This is a genomic window from Rhodococcus ruber NBRC 15591 (assembly GCF_001894945.1).
Classification (GTDB): Bacteria; Actinomycetota; Actinomycetes; order Mycobacteriales; family Mycobacteriaceae; genus Rhodococcus; species Rhodococcus ruber.
The window spans coordinates 42786-60451 of record NZ_BCXE01000041.1 but is presented as its reverse complement, the minus strand read 5'-3'; the positions used below and the strand labels follow the sequence as shown (position 1 = coordinate 60451).

Here is a 17666-nt window from a genome sequence, read left to right as displayed (position 1 = left end):
TTCGGGTCAGATGACGCCGAGCGCGAACATCGCGTCGGCCACCTTCACGAAGCCGGCGATGTTGGCGCCGTGGACGTAGTCACCGGGCTTGCCGTACTCGGCGGCGGTGTCCACGCAGTTCTGGTGGATGTCGCGCATGATGCCGGCGAGGCGCTCGTCGGTGTAGTCGAAGTGCCACGAGTCGCGGGAGGCGTTCTGCTGCATCTCGAGGGCGGAGGTCGCCACGCCGCCGGCGTTGGCGGCCTTGCCCGGGGCGAACGCGACGCCCGCCTCGCGGAACACCGCGATGCCGCCGGGGGTGGTGGGCATGTTCGCGCCCTCGGCGACGACGCGCACGCCGTTGTTCACCAGGGTCTTCGCGGCGGTCTCGTCCAGCTCGTTCTGGGTGGCGCAGGGGATCGCGACGTCGCACGGCACGTCCCAGATCGAACCACCGGGGAAGTACTGCGCGTCGGGACGCTCGTCGACGTACTCGCTGATGCGGCCGCGACGGACTTCCTTGATCTCCTTGAGCAGCTCGAGGTCGATGCCGTTCTGGTCGACGATGTAGCCGGAGGAGTCGGAGCAGGCGATGGCGATGCCGCCGAGCTGGTGCACCTTCTGGATCGCGTAGATCGCCACGTTGCCCGACCCGGAGACGACGACCTTGCGACCCTCGAGCGAGGAGTTCACGGACTTGGCCATCTCCGCCACGAAGTAGGCGACGCCGTAGCCGGTCGCCTCCTTGCGCACCTGCGAACCGCCCCAGGTCAGACCCTTGCCGGTGAGGACGCCCGACTCGTAGGAGTTGGTCAGGCGCTTGTACTGGCCGAACAGGTAGCCGATCTCGCGTCCGCCGACGCCGATGTCGCCGGCCGGGACGTCGGTGTACTCGCCGACGTGGCGGTGCAGCTCGGTCATGAAGGACTGGCAGAAGCGCATGACCTCCTGCTCCGACCGTCCCTTGGGGTCGAAGTCCGAGCCGCCCTTGCCGCCGCCGATGGGCAGGCCGGTGAGGGCGTTCTTGAAGATCTGCTCGAACCCGAGGAACTTCACGATGCCGAGGTTGACGCTCGGGTGGAAGCGCAGGCCGCCCTTGTACGGACCGAGCACGCTGTTGTACTGCACCCGGAAGCCGCGGTTGACGTGCACGTTGCCCTGGTCGTCGGTCCACGGCACCCGGAAGATGATCTGCCGCTCGGGTTCGGTGAGCCGCTCGATGAGTCCGGATTCGAAGTACCGGGGGTGGCGCTCGAGAACGACGTGCAGGGACTCGAACACCTCGGCGGCTGCCTGATGGAACTCGGGTTCACCGGCGTTGCGCGCCTTCACCTGTTCGTAGATCTCTGCAATGCGGTCCGCGGTCGACACGCTCACCTACCTGACTGTGAGGAGACTGTTACATGGCGTTAACACGTTGATTCTAGGCGCAGCCACGAGAGGTCCCGTAGAGGGGTGGCGAGCACCCACATGCGTGCGGCGTCGGCCCGGCACGGCGGGGGAGGTGGTTACGCAGGCTCCGGGAGGGTGGCTTCCGGACCCGGGCTGCCGCCGAGTGCGGCGACGAGGCGTTCCCGTGCGCGTCCGAGGTGGCGGGTGATCGCCTCGACCGCCGCCTCGCCGTCGCCGGCCAGGACGGCGTCGAGAATCTGCTGGTGTTCGGCGGCGATACTCGCGGTGGTGAGCAGTTGTTTGCCCTGCACCTGCACCATGCACAACCGGACCTCGGACACGAGCGAACCGAACATGCGGCTGGTGCGCGGGCTGCCCAGCGCGTCCACCAGAGCGGCGTGGAAGCGCATGTCGGGATCGACGACGGTGAGCGGGTCCCCCTCGGTCATGGCGGCGATCTCGGCATTGGCAGCCGACGCCGCCGCCGGCACCGTGCGGGTCTCGGCCAGCGCCCGCAACACCACGGATTCCAGGTGGGCTCGGGTGCGGTAGATGTCGCGCACGTCGTCGGGACCCAGGTGGGGCACGCGGGCGGTCTTGTGGACACTGCGCTGCAGCAGACCCTCGCCCACGAGCTTCTCGATGGCCGCCTTGGCGGTCGGCCTGGCGACCTCGTAGGCGCGCGAGACCTCGGCCTCGGTGAGCGCATCCTCGTGTGTCAGCTCGCCGGCGAAGACCCGTCGGCGGAGTTCGAGGGCGAGGGCGTCGACGATCGACAGGGCTTCGACGCGTCCGGCCAACGCTCCGCTCCTTTCCCGCTCTCCGCGCACCCGCACGGACCTGCACGAATCCCTGCATTCTTGCACGACGCCGCACATGCATCCTTGACATGCTTGTGTACTTGTCTGACAATTATTCGCGATCGGCGGCAGGCCTCACGACGAGAGGGCGTTCATGGACCAGCAGACACTCGACCCGACCGGCGGTTCCCTCGCCTGGTCGGCCGTGACCGGCCAGGCCGGGGCCGTCGTCCCGTGCCGCCTGATCGACTGGAGCCTCGGGTCGCTCGGGTTCGCCGTCGCCTACCGGCAGCCCACCCCCGTTCTCGATCGGACGGTCCCGTGAACGCCGGCGCCGTAACTTCTGTCCCCGGCACCGGGCAGGCCGTTGCCGCACTCGTCGCCGCCGTCGGCGACGCCGTCGTCACCGATCCGGACCGGATGCTCGCCTACCGGCGCGACCAGTCGCTGCTCACGCCCGCCGGGACGCCGCTCGCGCTGGTCCGGGCCCGGGACGCCGACGACGTCGTCGCCACCCTGACCGTCGCGCACCGGCACGGCATCCCCGTCGTCACCCGCGGCGCCGGCACCGGCCTCGCGGGCGCGGCCAACGCCCTCGACGGCGGCATCGTGCTCAGTGTCGAGAAGATGAACGCCATCCTCGACATCGACACCGAATCACGCACCGCCACAGTGCAACCCGGCGTGATCAACGGTGATCTCGCCGCCGCGGCCGCCGAGCGGGGGTTGTGGTACGTGCCGGATCCCGGCAGCCGCGCCGTCTCCACCATCGGCGGCAACCTCGCCACCAACGCCGGCGGCACCTGCTGCGCGAAGTACGGCGTCACGGCCGACCATGTCGCCCGCATCAAGGCGGTGCTCGCCGACGGGCAGATCATCCACACCGGCGCCACCACCCGGAAGAACGTGGCGGGACTGAACCTCACGCAACTGCTCGTCGGCTCCGAGGGCACCCTCGCCGTCATCGTCGAGGCCACGGTGCGGCTGCGCGCCGCCGCAACCGCGGCGGCCACGGTGGTCGCGAGCTTCCCGGGCACCGCGCAGGCCGTCGCCGCGGTCCTGGCCATCCGTGAGCAGGCCGAACCGTGCCTCGTCGAACTGATGGACCGGACCACCATCGCCGCCGTCGACGACATGACGCACATGGGGCTCGACCGCACGGCCGGCGCGCTGCTGCTCGTCCAGTGCGACGGGCGCGACGCCGCCGCCGAGGCCCAGGTGTGCGCGCTGGCCTGCACCGCGGCGGGCGCGACGGAGGTGTACGACACCGCCGACCCGGTCGAGGGGGAGGAATTCATGGCCGCGCGGCGGGTGGCGCTCACCGCGCTCGAGCGGTGTGGCAGCACCCTCCTCGACGACCTGGCCGTCCCCGTGCCCCGCCTGCCCGAGATGCTCGCCGCCATCGAGGCGATCGCCGCGCGGCACGACCTGCTCATCGGCACGTTCGGGCACGCGGCGGACGGAAACCTGCACCCCACCATCGTGTTCGACGCCGCCGACGAGGCCGTCGCGCGACGCGCCCGGCAGGCGTTCGACGAGATGGTCGCCGAATGCCTGGCGCTCGGCGGGTCGATCAGCGGTGAGCACGGCATCGGAGTGCTCAAGCAGCCGTACCTCGAAACACAGGTCGGCCCCGTCGAGCGCGCCCTCATGCACCGCGTCAAGGCGGCGTTCGACCCGACCGGGATCCTCAACCCGGGACGCGGGATCTGACGGGACGGCGACCCGGGACCGACTTCCGTCCCTACCGGCCGACGGCTGAGGGTGGCACGGTGAAGGTCGACACAACGGCCCAGGTGCGGAACGGGAGAGTGCGGCAGTGGCGACGCAACCGGAATCCGCGCGGCGGGAGAAGCTTCGCCGTGCCTTCGAACCCACGCTGCTCGCCGTCACCCTCACCGCCCTGACGGCCGGGGGCATCGCGTGGCTTCTCGACGCGCACGCCGTCGCCGACGCGTGCTGGATCGCCGGCACCGTCGTCGCGATCGTCCCCGCCACCTGGTGGGTGATCGATGCGCTGCGGCGCGGACGCGTCGGGGTGGACCTGATCGCGGTGCTGTCCCTGGTCGGCACCCTGCTCGTCGGCGAATACGTCGCCGGGGCGCTCATCGGCGTGATGCTCGCCTCCGGGCAGGCCCTCGACGCGGCCGCGGAACGTCGTGCCACCAAGGACCTGCGTGCCCTGCTCGAGCACGCCCCGCACACCGCCCGTCGCCGCGTCGGCGACGAGGTGGAGGTCGTGCCGCTCGGCGACGTGGTGCCCGGAGACACCCTGGTCGTGGGGCCGGGGGAGGTGGTGCCGGTCGACGGCTGGGTCGCCTCCGAGCTCGCGGTGCTCGACGAGTCGGTCCTCACCGGCGAACCGATGCACGTGCAGCGCCGCACCGGGGAGGCCGTGCGCAGCGGCGTCGTCGCCGCCGGCGGCGCCTTCGAGCTCCACGCCCGCGCCACCGCCGAGGACAGCACCTACGCCGGCATCGTGCGCCTGGCCCGCGAGGCCGCCGCCGAGAGCGCCCCGGTGGTGCGGATCGCGGACCGGGTCGCCGCGTGGTTCCTGCCGCTGTCGCTGACGGCGGCGGGACTCGCGTGGCTGATCAGCGGCTCGGCCACCCGCGCCGTCGCCGTGCTGGTGGTGGCCACCCCGTGCCCACTGCTGCTCGCCGCGCCCGTCGCGATCGTCTCCGGCCTCTCCCGCGCCTCGCGACTGGGGGTGGTGATCCGCAGTGGCGGCGCACTCGAGAACCTCGGGCACGCGACCACCCTCGTGATGGACAAGACGGGCACGCTCACCAGCGGCCGGCCCGCCGGAACCGACATCGTCACCGCGCCCGGCGGCGACGGCACCGAGGTGCTGCGCCTGGCGGCGTCCGCCGACCAGCTCTCCCCGCACGTGCTCGCCGAGGCCATCGTGCAGGAGGCGAAGATGCGAGGGCTCGTCCTGTCGCTGCCCACCGACGTCGCCGAGCAGGCCGGCACCGGCGTGGCCGCGACCGTCGACGGCCGCCGCGTCACCGTCGGCAGCCTGGTCCTGCCCGACGACGCGCCGGGGTGGGCGCGGGCGGTGCTCAGCCGTGCCGCCCTCGACGGCGCCGTCGTCGCCTGGGTCACCGTCGACGACGCTCTGGCCGGCGCCCTGCTGCTCGTGGACCCGCTGCGCCGCGACGCCGCGCGCACCCTGCGGCGGCTGCGCGCGGCCGGCCTGGACCGGCTGGTCATGCTCACCGGCGACCGTCGCGAACCGGCCGAGGAGATCGGCTCCGTCCTCGGCCTCGACGGCGTATACGCCGAGCAGACCCCGGCGGACAAGGTCAACGGCGTCCGCGCCGAGCGGGAGGCGGCGGTCACGGTGATGGTCGGCGACGGTGTCAACGACGCCCCGGCCCTCGCCGCGGCGACCGTCGGAGTCGCGATGGGTGCCCGCGGATCCACGGCGAGCTCGGAGGCGGCGGACATCGTGCTCACCACCGACCGGCTCGACCGGCTCGCCGATGCGATGGAGATCGCCCGCCGCTCCCGGCGCATCGCCGTGCAGAGCGCCGTCGTCGGCATGGGCCTGTCGCTGGTCGCCATGGGATTCGCCGCGTTCGGATACCTGCCGCCCGCGGTGGGCGCGTTGCTGCAGGAGGGCATCGACGTCGCGGTCATCCTCAACGCCCTGCGTGCCCTGCGCGGTGACCGGGACCGGGAGCTGGCCCTGCCCGACGACACCGAGGCGATGCTGCACCGGTTCTCGGCCGAACACGATGTGCTGCGGGACGACCTCGCGATCCTGCGCGACACCGCCCAGCTGCTCGCCTCCGGTGATCTGCCGGCTGCTCATGCCGCGCTGCGCCGCACCGATGCGTTCCTGTTCGACACGCTGCTTCCGCACGAACGGGCCGAGGACGCCGAGTTGTACCCGGCGCTCGCGGTCCCGCTCGGCAGCGGAGAGGCGACCGCGACGATGAGCCGGATGCACGCCGAGATCGACCGGCTCAGCCGCCGCCTGCGCACTCACCTGGCGCAGGCCGACGCCGGCGGCGGCCTGAGACCGGACCAGTGCGACGACCTGCTCGCCTGCCTGTACGGGCTGTACGCGCTGCTGCGGTTGCACTTCGTGCAGGAGGAGGAGAACTACTTCGCCCTCGCGCCCGAGACCGAACGGACGGACGGCTCGGCCTGAGCGGCGCGGGCGGACGGCGGCGGACGCTCGTATCCGGTTCTGCCGACGCGACGTTCGCGGTGGAGCCGTCGGTCAGCGTCGGGCCTCGGCCGCGATCATCGACAGAGTCGGCCGTGCCATGGCCCGCACGAACGGCCCGGCCGCCGTCCAGTAGCGGCGGAAGAGTCTGCGGGCCTTTTCGTCGGTGCCGTGCACCCGGATCTCGGTGAGCAGGACGCAGGTCTGCGCGCCGTACGGCAGAACGGTGAAACTCCATGTGCCGACCCCGCATTCGGGAACCGAGATGCTCGACAGGGGCGTGCCGGGATCCCAGTCGACACGGCCGTACCCCGGCTCCCACCACCGGCCGACGAAGCCGAGCACGAGTTCGCGCCCCGGTTCCTCGGCGACCACCTCGAAGCCGCCCTGCGGACCGATCAGGTCCCCGAGACGGACCGCGCGGCGCGCCCGCACCGTCCGGTGCCGCGGCGCGCGCACGGCGTCGAAGGCCATCCGGGCCAGATTGGGGGCGGCGATCACCGGGGATCGCATGAAGTCGATGCGGCGGATCGCGGCGAACGTGTCCCCGGCGGGGGCGTCGACCACCCGCGCGCGTACGACCCGTTGCTCGAAAACCGGCAGCTGCCGGTCGGTCGCAGTGGAGTCACCGTCCGGCATTGTTGCTCCTCGGGAGCTGCGCCGTCCGATTCGCCGACAGCTGCCGGACCATCACCCAGCGCGCGACGAGGTAGCCGAGGACACCGCCGTAGACGGCCTTCAGCACCAGGAACCATCCCGTCGACAGCCCGGACACACCGAGCAGGTGCAGCACCCAGATCGCGAGCACGGAGACGGCCGCGGCGGCCGCCCCGAGCGACAGACCCAGAGACCAGGTCCCGGACGGCAACCGCGACAGCCACCGACCGGCCTGCGGGGCGTCTGCGGTGGTTGCGTCGAGCCCTCCGCGTAGCGCCCGACGCACCCCGGCGGCGGAGAACCCGGCGACGAGCACGGAGAGGATGATCGCGGTCAGCGCGATGTCGACGACGATCCCGTCCGCGGACCACAGCGGCACGAAGGACGTGCCGCGCTTGCCCGCCCACGCCAGCAGTGGATTGACGACGACGTTCACCAGGCCGGTGACGACGGCCTGCTTCCGGACATACGAGGCAGCAGAATCCACGGCCCATCCTCCCGATCCCGGCCCGCGGGAGCGGGCTCGTTCTCATCGTGAACCGCGGAACCGTGCTCGTTCCAGGGCCGTTGGTCCCGAGAGGGCGGCGCCGACGGGGCGTGGACGGGACTCGGCGCTCTATCCTCGGACATGTCGGCCGCCGCCCCGAGGAGAGTCATGTATCTGCTGGCAGGTGCCGTCGCGCTCGTCGTCGCCGTGCTGCTGCTCGATCGGCTCGGGCTGTGGGCGGAGCGTCGAGGCTGGGTCTACTGGCGCAAGAATCGGCCACCGGCGAACGGAGCCGGTGCCGCGGGTCTTTTCGGTGAGATGCAGGCGCTGTTCTCGCCCTCGCACCGGCACGTGATCGACGAGGGCCGCTCCAGGCAGATGTCGCGGTCGGACACGGCCGCGGGGGAAACCGAACGGATGATCCTCGACCTGCACGCGGGAACCGTGGCGATCGACGTTCGCGGTCGCGCGCCGCAGGGCGGTCCGTCGTCGCACTAGCTCAGGCGAACCGTGCCTCCCGGCTGCAGATGCGCGACGCGGCCGCGGCATTCGATCTCGATCGGCGCCTGGTTCCCGGGGCCCGCGCTCACCTGGACCTCTCTGCCTTTGATGCGCAGGCGAAGACGGTAACCCCGGTAGAAGATGGGGAACTCCAGGGCGCCCAGCGGCTCGGGCCACTGCGGGGAGAACACGAGCCGGCCGCCGCGGGTTTCGAGGCCGGGGACGCACCGCTGCAAGAAGTCGACGCTGCCGGCCATGGCCGCGAGATGAATGCCCTCCATGGTGGTGCCGCCCTGGATGTCGGCGATGTCGGCCTTCAGCGCCTGGTAGAAGTAGTCCACGGCCTCGTCCCGGTGGGCTCGGGCCAGCACCCAGGAATGGACCACCCCGCTCAGGGTGGAGCCGTGCGAGGTTCGCGCCATGTAGTAGTCGATGGTCCGCGGGATCTCCTCGGTCGGGAACCGGTAGCCGAGCCGTTCGAGCAGTTCCTGCAGTTCGTCGGCGGACAGCAGATAGAACAGCATCAGCACGTCGGCCTGCTTCGACGCCCGGTAACAGTTGACGTCGTCGCCTTCGGCCTCGAGGATCCGGTCGAGTCGCTGGATGTCGCCGTAGCGGCGCCGGTAGCCGTCCCAGTCCAGCTCGGCGAGCTCGTCGTACCCCTCGAACTGGCTGAGGACACGGTCGTGGAACGGGACGAACATCTTGCGTGTGATGTCCTCCCAGCGTGTCGTCTCCTGCGCGTGCAGCCCCAGCGCCTGGGTCAGATACGAGCGGATCTGCAGCGGGAGCAGGTCGAGTGTCTCCAGCGCCCGCAGGATCACCCAGACCGACATGACGTTGGTGTACGCGTTGTTGTCGATCCCGTCGTACGGGGCGCCGGGGTAGCCGGAGTGGAACTCGTCGGGGCCGATGACTCCCCGGATGCTGTACCGGTCGCGAGTCTCGTCGTAGGACGCGAGGTCGGCGTAGAAGCGGGCGATCTCGACGAGCATCTCGGCGCCGTACTCGATCAGGAACTCCAGGTCGCCGGTGACCTGGTAGTACTGCCACACGTTGTAGGCGATCGCGATGCCGATGTGGTGCTGGCGCCGGCTCGGATCCGGGTTCCACCGCCCGGATCTGGGGTTGAGGTGGAGCTGCGGGCTCTCCTCGCGGCCGTCGCTGCCCGACTGCCACGGGAACATCGCGCCCCGGTGCCCGGCTTCGCGTGCCATCCGGCGCGCCTCCCGCAGGCGACGGTAGCGGTAGCGCAGCAGCGACCGGGTCAGCGCGGGCAGCCGCAGGTTGAGCACCGGGAACACGAACAGCTCGTCCCAGAAGACGTGCCCGCGGTACGCCTCACCGTGCAGCCCACGGGCCGGCACGCCCACGTCGAGGTCGGTGGTGTTCGCGGAGACGGTCTGCAGCAGATGCAGAAGATGGAACCGGACGACGCGCAGGGCGTGGCCGTGACCCGGACCCTCGTAGTCGATGCCCAGGTGATCCCACAGGTATCCCCAGGCGAGCACGTGGCCGTCGAGCAGTTCGTCGAACCGGCCCAGCCGGGGGAGCCACCGCGCGGCTTCGTCGGCCGGTTCGGACACCGCCGGGTCACGTCCGGTGAACACCGTCACGATCTTCTCGAGCGTCACGGCCCGGTCGGGGTCGACGTCGACGACGATCTCGTGTCCGATCCGGTCGCCGCCGTCGACCAACCGGCACTCGGCCGCAACGGGTTCCCCGCCGCACCACACCGTGTGCCGGGCCGCCATCGCCACCGGGATCCGCGACTGGTTGGTCTGCACCGCCAGCAGCACCGAGTCGGCCGACAGGGCGGTGGACTGCAGCGGCCCGAGGTGCTCGTCGGCGAGGGCGCGGTAGCGCTCGACGAGGGAGTTCCGGACCGTGCCGTCCAGCAGGGAACGGATCTCGAGCCGGCCCGACCAGTCCTCGGCCGCGATCGTCGTCTCGAGGGCGCAGGCGTGCGGGACGTTCATGGCGACGAACCGCCGCTGCCGCACCGAGGTGGTGCGGCCCGCGGCGTCGCGGAAACGCAGCCGCCGGGTGAGGACGGCGCGGCGCAGATCGAGGTACTGGTGGTAGTCGAGCAGTTCGGCCGAGTCGAGGTCGAACCACTGCCCGCCGTCGACGCGGAAGGTCACCGGCAGCCAGTTCGGCAGGTTCACCAGACTCTCGTGGTCGACGATGCTCCCCGAGACCTCGTCGTCGAGCCGGTTGAAGATGCCGGCCACGTAGGTGCCGGGGTAGTGCACGCCGTCGGCCCGGGATTCGGGAGCGCAGCCGCGGGTGGCGAAGTAGCCGTTGCCGACCGTGCAGAGGGCCTCGCGCAGCTTCTCGGTGGACGGGTCGTAACCGTCGAAGAACATCGTCCAGGCGTCGTCCGGGGGCGGCGCGATCCCCGGGTCGCTGCCGAGCAGATCCGCCAGCCGCTGCAGGATCTCGCGAACCCGGTCCGGGCCGTCGACCGCGAACTGGGCCGTCGACCGCCGGTCACCCTCCCCGGGGTGGCGCACGACGACGCCGATCCCGGTCGACGTCAGGGCCCCGAACGCCTCGTCGCCGGTGAGGTCGTCGCCGATGTAGACCGGCATGGGGTCGCCTGCGCCGCGGACGTGGTCGAGTACCCAGGCCACCGCCCGTCCCTTGTCCCACTCGACGTCGGGGCGCAGTTCGGTGACCCCGCGCCCGTGCGTGACCCGCAGCGGGCCGTCCCGGCCGGCCGCATCGCGCACCGCCGCGAGGACCTCATCCATCCGGTCCCCGGCGACGTGGCGATGATGAACGGCGACGGTGAAACGCTTGGGCTCGACCAGAACGCCGGGCACGGCGGCCAGGCTGTCCCGGAGGGCGACGGCGAGCTGCCCGAGGTCGGGCACCGCGCGATCGGCGGCCTCGTGCCGGTGGTACGTGCCGTCCGGACCCACGAGCTCGAAACCGTGGCTACCCGCGTACCAGAGGCCGGGCACGCCGACCCGCGCCTGCAGGTCGGCCACATCGCGGCCGCTGATCACGCCGACCGGGCAGTACCGGGCGAGCCGGGCGAGCTCCTCCGCCGCGCCGTCCACGAGGGTGGCCGCACTGGGATCGTCCGCGAGGTGGGCGAGGGTGCCGTCGAAGTCCAGGAACACGGCGTAGCGGCGGGTGCGCAGCATGGCGGTCGCCTGGTGCCGGGATGCCAGGGCGTCCGGGATTTCCGACAGCCGGCGGTCACGGGGACGCGGTTCGACCGTGGGGGTGGTCATCGGCTCGGCTCGGATGATGAGTGCATGGCAGTCTGTCCCTCGGCGCCGTTGCGGAACAGGCCCACAGGAGTTTTCCCGATTCTACGATGTGCTCGCCGGTGGGCAGGCCCGTTTCGATGCGGCCCGCCGCCGGTCGGGTCGGCTACGACCAGGTCCTCGGGTTGAAGGCGACGTAGAACCAGGCATTCGCCGCGGGATCCCACGAACACGACACGAGGACGACAGCACCGATGGACCGATCGAACGCCTCGGCCTTGGAGCAGACGGCGCTGCCTTCCGGCCCCGCGAATTCGGCGCGGTAGAGCGGACCGATGCGCCACGGCGCCGCAGCGGCGGTCCCGGGTCCCACGGTGGCACCGAGGACGACCGGGGCGGCGACCAGACCGGCGAGGGCGGCGGCCCGGCGGGCGACCTTCTTCGACACGAGGACTCCTTCGGTTCGGGAACGGTCCCGGCAGCCTGTCGCGTCCTCCGCCGGAACCCGCCCCTCGATGATCACCGGCGGACACCCGCCGCGCAGGCGTTCGCCCGAACCGGCACCGCTGTCCGGAATCAGACCTCCAGCTGCTCGGCCTCCTCGATTGCCGCCTGCAGCTGGTCCAGTAGCGCTCGGGCCTGCGCGATGTCGAGAGCGACACCGAGGCCTTCCGGCAGGTCGAGCACGACGCCGGGTCCGTTCGCGCGGGCGGTGACGGGATGATCGCCGGTCGTATCGGTCACGGCTGGGTCCTTCCGGTTCGGGGGCACGGTTGCCGGGTCTCAGTCTGCCCGGAAGAACTACCGTGTGGGTGCGGGCGTACAGGCCGGTGCCGGAAAGGTGGATCGATGGCTGTCACGAGCGCCGGGATTCTGCTGTACCGGATCGACGATGCCGGTGTGCTCGAGGTGTGGATCGTGCATCCGGGCGGCCCGTACTGGACCGGCAAGGACGAGGCGGCCTGGTCGATTCCCAAGGGTGTGTACGGCGAGGACGAGGATCCGTTCGCCGTGGCGCTACGGGAATTCGAGGAGGAATGCGGAATGCCCGCGCCCTCGGTGGACTACGAGATGCTCGGGCGGTTCAAGCAGCCCTCCGGGAAGATCGTCACCGTCTACGCCGCCGAGACCGCCGCGGAGCTGGCCTTCCTGGGCAGCAACACCTTCGATCTGGAGTGGCCGCCGCGGTCCGAAAAGGTGCAGAGCTTTCCCGAGGTGGACGACGCCCGCTGGTTCCCGCTCGCCGTCGCGGACGTCAAGCTCGTGAAGGGGCAGCGCCCGATCCTCGCCCGGCTCGGCGAGCGGGTGCACGCGGCCGGCCGGGCGTCCGCGGGGACGTCCAGCAGCGGAACGGAGGACGCGGGTACGTGAGCAAGACCGTGCTGATCACCGGGGGAGGGCGGGGACTCGGCCGGGTCACGGCCGGGAAGCTCGCCGCCCGAGGGCACAACGTCCTGCTCACCGCGCGTACCCGGGCTGCCGCGGAGGACGCCGTCGCGGCGATACGGCGGGAGCATCCCGGTGCGCGAGCCGAGCCCCGCTGGGTGGACCTGTCCTCCCTCGAACAGGTCCGCTCCTTCGCCGTCGCGGAAGCCGCGCGGGGCGCACCGATCGACGTGCTGTTCCACATCGCCGGAATCCTGCAGACGAGCAAGCAGCGCCGGCTCACCGTCGACGGGTACGAGGAGACGGTGGCCGTCAACGTCCTGGCCCCGTTTCTGCTCACCCGCCTGCTCCTACCGGCACTCGAACGCAGCGAGGCCGCGCGCGTCGTCACCGTCGGCTCGCGGCTGCATCTGCCCGGATCCCGCGGTGCGCCGGTCGACTTCGACTTCGCCGACGTCCAGCTCGAGCACGGGTACCACCCCGATCGGGCGTACAAGAATTCGAAGCTGGCGGTGCTGTGGTTCACCTACGAGCTCCAGCGCCGCCTCGAGGGGCGTCCGATCACCGCGAACGCCGTGTGCCCCGGTTTCGTGCCCACCACCGCTGCGGCGAGCACCCGCGGTCTCATGCGGCTGTTCATGGCGCACGTGTTGCCGCACATGCCGTTCGCCACGTCCGTCGACGCGGCCACCGACTCGCTGGTGTTCATGGCCGTCGACCCGTCGCTCGACGGAATCGGCGGCCGGTTCTTCGGCGAGTGCCACGAGATCGACTCCAGCCCGCAGTCCCACGACGTCGCTCAGGCCCGGCGGTTCTGGGAACTCGCCGAACGTCTCACCCGCGCGGCGTGACCGCACAGCCCGCCACCGGCACAGACGCGCGGGCGCCAGTCAACCGCGGCGACTATCGGGGCCGCGGCTGACTGGGAACGCCGCGGATACTGGACCCCGGCCGGAGGCCGGCAGTGTCACCGCGGCCGGAGGCCGGCAGTGTCACGGTGCCCCCGGCAGGACTCGAACCTGCCTCGGTGTCGCTTTGGACTTGTGGGATGACCTGCGGGGATTGGTGAATCCTGCTGGTAGGAGACGAATCTACCGCGTGTCTTAAAGGCACACAAGTGGACACGCGATTACCCTTGGACTGCACAGATACTGCACGACGACAGGGGATCGGGTGGCCGGGAAGCGCCGAGGGTGGGGAATGAACCGCAAGCTACCGTCCGGCCGGTGGCAGGCAAGCTACGTCGGCCCGGACGGTCTGCGATACAACGCGCCCCGCACGTTCGCGGCAGAGGATGACGCTGTGTCCTGGCTCGCACACGAACGCCGACGCATCGACTTGGGTGTGTGGACACCGCCGGGCGCCGAACCAGACGAGGGCACCGACCAGGCAGCACCCCTCGCCCTCGAGGCGTACGCCGAACGCTGGCTGACAGAGCGCACCCTCAAACCGCGCACCCGGGCCCTGTACCGCGATCTGCTGCGCCTGCACATCCTTCCCGCCCTCGGGGACGCCGAACTGACCGCGATCACACCCGCGGCCGTCCGAAGCTGGCACGCCGGTCTCGGCACCAAGACGCCGACCCGCAACGCCCACGCCTACGGCCTGCTGCACGCGATCCTGTCGACCGCCGTCGATGACGAACTGATCGACGTGAACCCGTGCCGTATCCGTGGCGCCAGCAAGACCAAGCGCGCCCGCACCATCACTTTGCTGACACCGGCCGAACTCGACCAGCTCGCCGCCGCCATGCCCGGCCGGCTGCGCTGCTCTGTCCTGCTCGCCGCCTGGTGTGGCCTGCGCTGGGGCGAGACCTCGGAGTTGCGCCGCAAGGACGTGTCCTCCGACCGGACCGTGCTGCACGTGCATCGGGCCGTGGTCTACCGGAGTGGGCAGTTCATCGTGTCGACGCCGAAGACCACCGCCGGCCGTCGCGACGTTGCCATACCGCCGCACGTCGCCGGTCTGCTCGCCGAGCACCTGGACGAGCACGTGAGCCGCGGGAAAGAGTCCCTGCTGTTCCCCTCGGAGAACGGTGGGCACATGGGCGACTACGAGTACCGGAAGGCATTCAAGAAGGCCGCAGCGGAGATTGGCCGGGACAGTCTGCGGGTGCATGACTTGCGCCACGTCGGTGCTGTCCTCGCTGCGCAGGCCGGCGCGACCACCGCCGAACTCATGCTCAGGTTGGGGCACACCACACCGGCAATGTCGATCCGCTACCAGCACGTCGCTGCTGGCCGCGATGCCCACATTGCGGCTCGACTGTCCGAACTCGCCAAGGGGGAGAAGTGACCAATCCACTCGAGGAACTGTTTGCTGCGCATGATGCCGCGGACAGAATCTATGACGCGCTGGTCAAGACGCGCACCGTATCGAAACACGCGCTCCTGACGTATCGATTCCAGCGGTGTCGCTGCACTGTGCTGCACGTGATCCAGACGCCGAATGGTGTGCTGCTCGGTTTCCCTCGGCACAAGCTGTCGCATCGGGTCAATCTCGAGACCTCGAACGAGTCTGGCCGAGCGAACAACACCGAGGACGGGGACCGTCATTGGAAGCGACACGCCGGGTACTTCGTGTCGGATTTGAACTTTGAGCTTCGCTGCGATCACTCTCGAAAGACGTTCAACACCAACGATATTGCCGCTGAGATTGAAGCTGGACAGAGGAACCGCACGGTGTTCCTGTCATAGCGTGTCGGGGGCGTGGGTTACAGTGTCCACGTAATCGATTTGCCCGCCATGGATATGGCGAACCCGGGACGAATGGCTGCCGGTGAGACCCGAGAGGGGATCAGCAGCCATGCCCGCGAGCAAATCGCAGAGACGCCTCGTCTCAGTACCCCAAGCCGCCGAATACGCCGGCGTCTGTAGCAAGACTATTCGCCGCCGAATCTCGGACGGCACGATCACCGGATACCGATTCGGGCCGCGCCTCATCCGCGTCGACCTGGACGAGATAGACGCCGTGCTCCGCCCCCTCGCCACGGCAGGGGGTGCGAAGTGACAGAGCCCAGAAATGCCGATGCCCCCGGTGTCCGAATCCCGGGGGCCCGAAACGGCAAGCAGCAGAACGTCCAATCCGCAATCGATCATATCGTGTCGTCCGGTCGTGATGCGCGCTACGAACTGTCCGATCCCTCAGAGCGCGAAGTCCTCCAGGCTCTGGCCGTTGTCGCCGCCGCCGGCTACAGCATCGCCGTTCGCTGCACCCGCTGCGGACACCCCCTCGTGACTGCGACAAGCGTTGCCCGACACCAGGGGCCGCGCTGCGCCGCCAAGGGGGTGCAGGCATGACAGGCCCCATCCGCCCGGTCGGTCCCGAACCGAGTCTCGAGGTGCTGTGCGTCGGCGCCCTGCTGTGGGCCGCGCCCGACGTCGTGCGCCCGGTGCTCACCCTCGTGGGCGCCGACGACCTCGATGACCCGCATCTGCACCCGCTCCTCGAGGCGATTCGCCGCCTGGTCGCCGCCAACCGGCCGCACGACGGGGTGGCCGTAGGGGACGAGCTGCAACGGTGCGGAGCCCTCGCCGGGGAAGCCGGCCGACTTACCGCCCGTCGTCTCGCTGACGCAATCACCAGCGGTGCCAGCGCGAACACCCTCGCTGTTCGCAGCTACGCGACCGCCGTAGTCGCCGACGCATACCGGCGCCGGTACGAAACCGCTGGGAAAGCACTGGCCGAGGCCGCGACCGACCTGGCCGAGGCGGACCTACTGCCGCTGCTGCGGGGAATCGGCACCGACGCGGTCCGCCACGCCGACCGGCTCGCCGCGCTCCGGGGGGAGGTGGCCTAGATGGTGTACCTCGGAGACAACACCGACCAGAGCGGGGGCAGCGTGCCGACGGCCGCGCCGGCACCGTCGGGCGGGGCCGCGATCCTCGACGACGTGACCGCATTCCTGCGGTTCTACTCGATCTACCCAGACGAGCACTGCGCCCCCACGTACGCGCTGTGGTTGGCCCACACGCACGCTTCGACCGCGTTCTACGTCAGCCCGCGCATCATCTTCTCGAGTCCCGAACCGGGATCGGGGAAGACTCGCGATCTCGAGCTCGGGGCGCTGCTGGCCCACAACCCGCGGTTGACCATCTCCGCGACCACCGCGGCGATCTACCGGCGCATCGCCGCCTCCGTCGACGAGGGAGAGATGCCACCGGCGTTCTTCTACGACGAGGTGGACGCGATCTTCGGCCGGTCGGCCACCCCGCAGACCGAGGACCTGCGGGCATTGCTCAACGCCGGGTACAAGCGGGGCGCCACCGTCGACCGCTGCGAAGGTGACGCGAAGAACATGAAGGTGCGTGAGTTCCCCGTCTTTGCCCCTGCCGCGCTGGCCGGCCTCGCCGGGAACATGCCCGCGACGATCACCACCCGCGCCGTCACTGTCCACAAGCGCAAGCGTGCTCCAGGCGAGCACGTCCACCCGTTCCGGGAGCGCGACGCCGCGGCCGAGGCCGCTCCGATCCGAGAGGACCTGGCCGAGTGGATGGCAGCGCAGGCGCCCGTACTGGCCGAGGCCCGACCGGTCATGCCTCGCGGGGTGGAGGACCGCCCCGCCGAAGTGTGGGAAGCGCTGCTTGCCATCGCCGACGCCGCCGGTGGGCACTGGCCCGACACCGCCCGCGCCGCGTGCCGGCATTTCGTGCTCGAAGCCGAACCGGCCGAGGCTTCCCTGGGTGTGCAGTTGCTCGCCGACTGCCGAACGATTTTCCACGGCCGCGACCGGGTCGCCACCGAGGAACTGATCACCGCGCTCCGCGCCCTCGAGGAAGCACCGTGGTCGGACCTGCACGGCCGCATGATCGATGTTCGCGCCCTCGCGAAGATGCTCAAGCCGTACGGGGTGCGCTCCACCCAGATCCGGCTCGGGGAACGCACCGTCAAGGGCTACACCGCGGTCGGGGTGAACGGATTCCACGACGCCTGGAAACGCTACCTACCCACCGAAACCGGGATAGGAGCGAAACGTGCGTAACAAGCGGAACCTCCCAGGTCACAGCGTTTCGGATGGAAACCGTGTTTCGGATCAAGCGAAACACGAATCCGAAGCGAAACGC

The 17666-nt window shown here is 70.5% G+C and carries 18 protein-coding genes; 11 read left to right on the top strand and 7 right to left on the bottom strand.

The genetic code is table 11. The features are described from left to right. Nucleotides 1-6: 6 nt before the first annotated feature. Nucleotides 7-1350, bottom strand: coding sequence for an NADP-specific glutamate dehydrogenase (gene gdhA, locus RR3_RS23470; protein ID WP_048773892.1), 1344 nt, complete (start codon nucleotides 1348-1350; stop codon nucleotides 7-9). Nucleotides 1351-1487: 137 nt separating this feature from the next. Continuing rightward, nucleotides 1488-2171, bottom strand: a complete 684-nt coding sequence (locus RR3_RS23465; protein WP_064066577.1) for a GntR family transcriptional regulator — start codon at nucleotides 2169-2171, stop codon at nucleotides 1488-1490. A 154-nt stretch (nucleotides 2172-2325) separates the two neighbouring features. Between RR3_RS23465 and RR3_RS25015 the strand changes: the two genes are divergently transcribed. The 3 genes from RR3_RS25015 to RR3_RS23455 all read left to right on the top strand — a co-directional run bounded on the left by RR3_RS25015 (nucleotide 2326) and on the right by RR3_RS23455 (nucleotide 6333). Further along, complete coding sequence (locus tag RR3_RS25015) at nucleotides 2326-2496, top strand: hypothetical protein (RefSeq protein ID WP_017681087.1); 171 nt, start codon at nucleotides 2326-2328, stop codon at nucleotides 2494-2496. After that, entirely contained in the window at nucleotides 2493-3884 is a 1392-nt protein-coding gene (locus RR3_RS23460; RefSeq protein WP_064066578.1) for an FAD-binding oxidoreductase, read from the top strand. Before RR3_RS25015 ends, RR3_RS23460 begins: the two co-directional genes overlap by 4 nt. Before the next feature lie 106 nt (nucleotides 3885-3990). Beyond that, the gene (locus RR3_RS23455) at nucleotides 3991-6333 is read left to right on the top strand and encodes a heavy metal translocating P-type ATPase (protein ID WP_064066579.1); all 2343 of its coding nucleotides are present in this window, start codon (nucleotides 3991-3993) and stop codon (nucleotides 6331-6333) included. Between the two features lie 72 nt (nucleotides 6334-6405). On the opposite strand, the gene RR3_RS23450 is transcribed toward RR3_RS23455, so the two are convergent. Next, nucleotides 6406-6990, bottom strand: a complete 585-nt coding sequence (locus RR3_RS23450) for a hypothetical protein (RefSeq protein ID WP_059174773.1) — start codon at nucleotides 6988-6990, stop codon at nucleotides 6406-6408. Next, nucleotides 6977-7495 (bottom strand): hypothetical protein, encoded by a 519-nt coding sequence (locus RR3_RS23445; protein WP_010596356.1) that lies wholly within the window; start codon nucleotides 7493-7495, stop codon nucleotides 6977-6979. The genes RR3_RS23450 and RR3_RS23445 overlap by 14 nt, the downstream gene beginning before the upstream one ends. Before the next feature lie 168 nt (nucleotides 7496-7663). Here RR3_RS23445 and RR3_RS23440 point away from each other — a divergent pair, with 168 nt between their 5' ends. Then, complete coding sequence (locus RR3_RS23440; protein WP_006554824.1) at nucleotides 7664-7993, top strand: DUF6191 domain-containing protein; 330 nt, start codon at nucleotides 7664-7666, stop codon at nucleotides 7991-7993. On the opposite strand, the gene otsB is transcribed toward RR3_RS23440, so the two are convergent. From otsB to RR3_RS25010, 3 genes are all read right to left on the bottom strand, one after another. Then, the gene (otsB, locus tag RR3_RS23435) at nucleotides 7990-11241 is read right to left on the bottom strand and encodes a trehalose-phosphatase (RefSeq protein WP_017681091.1); all 3252 of its coding nucleotides are present in this window, start codon (nucleotides 11239-11241) and stop codon (nucleotides 7990-7992) included. The two genes, RR3_RS23440 and otsB, sit on opposite strands and share 4 nt — an antisense overlap. Before the next feature lie 142 nt (nucleotides 11242-11383). After that, nucleotides 11384-11665, bottom strand: a complete 282-nt coding sequence (locus RR3_RS23430) for a hypothetical protein (protein WP_026137847.1) — start codon at nucleotides 11663-11665, stop codon at nucleotides 11384-11386. 128 nt (nucleotides 11666-11793) lie between these two features. Continuing rightward, nucleotides 11794-11961, bottom strand: coding sequence for a hypothetical protein (locus tag RR3_RS25010; RefSeq protein WP_017681093.1), 168 nt, complete (start codon nucleotides 11959-11961; stop codon nucleotides 11794-11796). A 105-nt stretch (nucleotides 11962-12066) separates the two neighbouring features. On the opposite strand from RR3_RS25010, the gene RR3_RS23425 reads away from it, so the two are divergent. The 7 genes from RR3_RS23425 (at nucleotide 12067) to RR3_RS23400 (ending at nucleotide 17584) form a co-directional block, all read left to right on the top strand. Further along, complete coding sequence (locus tag RR3_RS23425) at nucleotides 12067-12588, top strand: NUDIX hydrolase (protein WP_006554822.1); 522 nt, start codon at nucleotides 12067-12069, stop codon at nucleotides 12586-12588. Next, a complete protein-coding gene (locus RR3_RS23420) occupies nucleotides 12585-13454 on the top strand; it encodes an SDR family NAD(P)-dependent oxidoreductase (RefSeq protein ID WP_006554821.1) in 870 nt (289 codons plus the stop codon). The genes RR3_RS23425 and RR3_RS23420 overlap by 4 nt, the downstream gene beginning before the upstream one ends. 349 nt (nucleotides 13455-13803) lie before the next feature. Then, nucleotides 13804-14898, top strand: a complete 1095-nt coding sequence (locus tag RR3_RS23415) for a tyrosine-type recombinase/integrase (protein WP_064066580.1) — start codon at nucleotides 13804-13806, stop codon at nucleotides 14896-14898. Further along, nucleotides 14895-15299 (top strand): hypothetical protein, encoded by a 405-nt coding sequence (locus RR3_RS24750; protein ID WP_139278888.1) that lies wholly within the window; start codon nucleotides 14895-14897, stop codon nucleotides 15297-15299. Before RR3_RS23415 ends, RR3_RS24750 begins: the two co-directional genes overlap by 4 nt. A gap of 109 nt (nucleotides 15300-15408) precedes the next feature. Then, nucleotides 15409-15612, top strand: coding sequence for a helix-turn-helix transcriptional regulator (locus tag RR3_RS23410; protein WP_072786577.1), 204 nt, complete (start codon nucleotides 15409-15411; stop codon nucleotides 15610-15612). A gap of 286 nt (nucleotides 15613-15898) precedes the next feature. Next, a complete protein-coding gene (locus tag RR3_RS23405) occupies nucleotides 15899-16402 on the top strand; it encodes a hypothetical protein (RefSeq protein WP_064066581.1) in 504 nt (167 codons plus the stop codon). Then, a complete protein-coding gene (locus tag RR3_RS23400) occupies nucleotides 16403-17584 on the top strand; it encodes a DUF3631 domain-containing protein (RefSeq protein WP_064066582.1) in 1182 nt (393 codons plus the stop codon). The last annotated feature ends 82 nt before the right edge of the window (nucleotides 17585-17666 follow it).

Bases quoted from the DNA above. Each gene is read 5' to 3' on its own strand.
- RR3_RS25015 (WP_017681087.1), top strand. From the start codon at position 2,326: ATGGACCAGCAGACACTCGACCCGACCGGCGGTTCCCTCGCCTGGTCG.
- RR3_RS23450 (WP_059174773.1), bottom strand. From the start codon at position 6,990: ATGCCGGACGGTGACTCCACTGCGACCGACCGGCAGCTGCCGGTTTTC.
- RR3_RS23440 (WP_006554824.1), top strand. From the start codon at position 7,664: ATGTATCTGCTGGCAGGTGCCGTCGCGCTCGTCGTCGCCGTGCTGCTG.
- otsB (WP_017681091.1), bottom strand. From the start codon at position 11,241: ATGACCACCCCCACGGTCGAACCGCGTCCCCGTGACCGCCGGCTGTCG.
- RR3_RS23425 (WP_006554822.1), top strand. From the start codon at position 12,067: ATGGCTGTCACGAGCGCCGGGATTCTGCTGTACCGGATCGACGATGCC.
- RR3_RS23415 (WP_064066580.1), top strand. From the start codon at position 13,804: ATGAACCGCAAGCTACCGTCCGGCCGGTGGCAGGCAAGCTACGTCGGC.
- RR3_RS23410 (WP_072786577.1), top strand. From the start codon at position 15,409: ATGCCCGCGAGCAAATCGCAGAGACGCCTCGTCTCAGTACCCCAAGCC.
- RR3_RS23405 (WP_064066581.1), top strand. From the start codon at position 15,899: ATGACAGGCCCCATCCGCCCGGTCGGTCCCGAACCGAGTCTCGAGGTG.
- RR3_RS23400 (WP_064066582.1), top strand. From the start codon at position 16,403: ATGGTGTACCTCGGAGACAACACCGACCAGAGCGGGGGCAGCGTGCCG.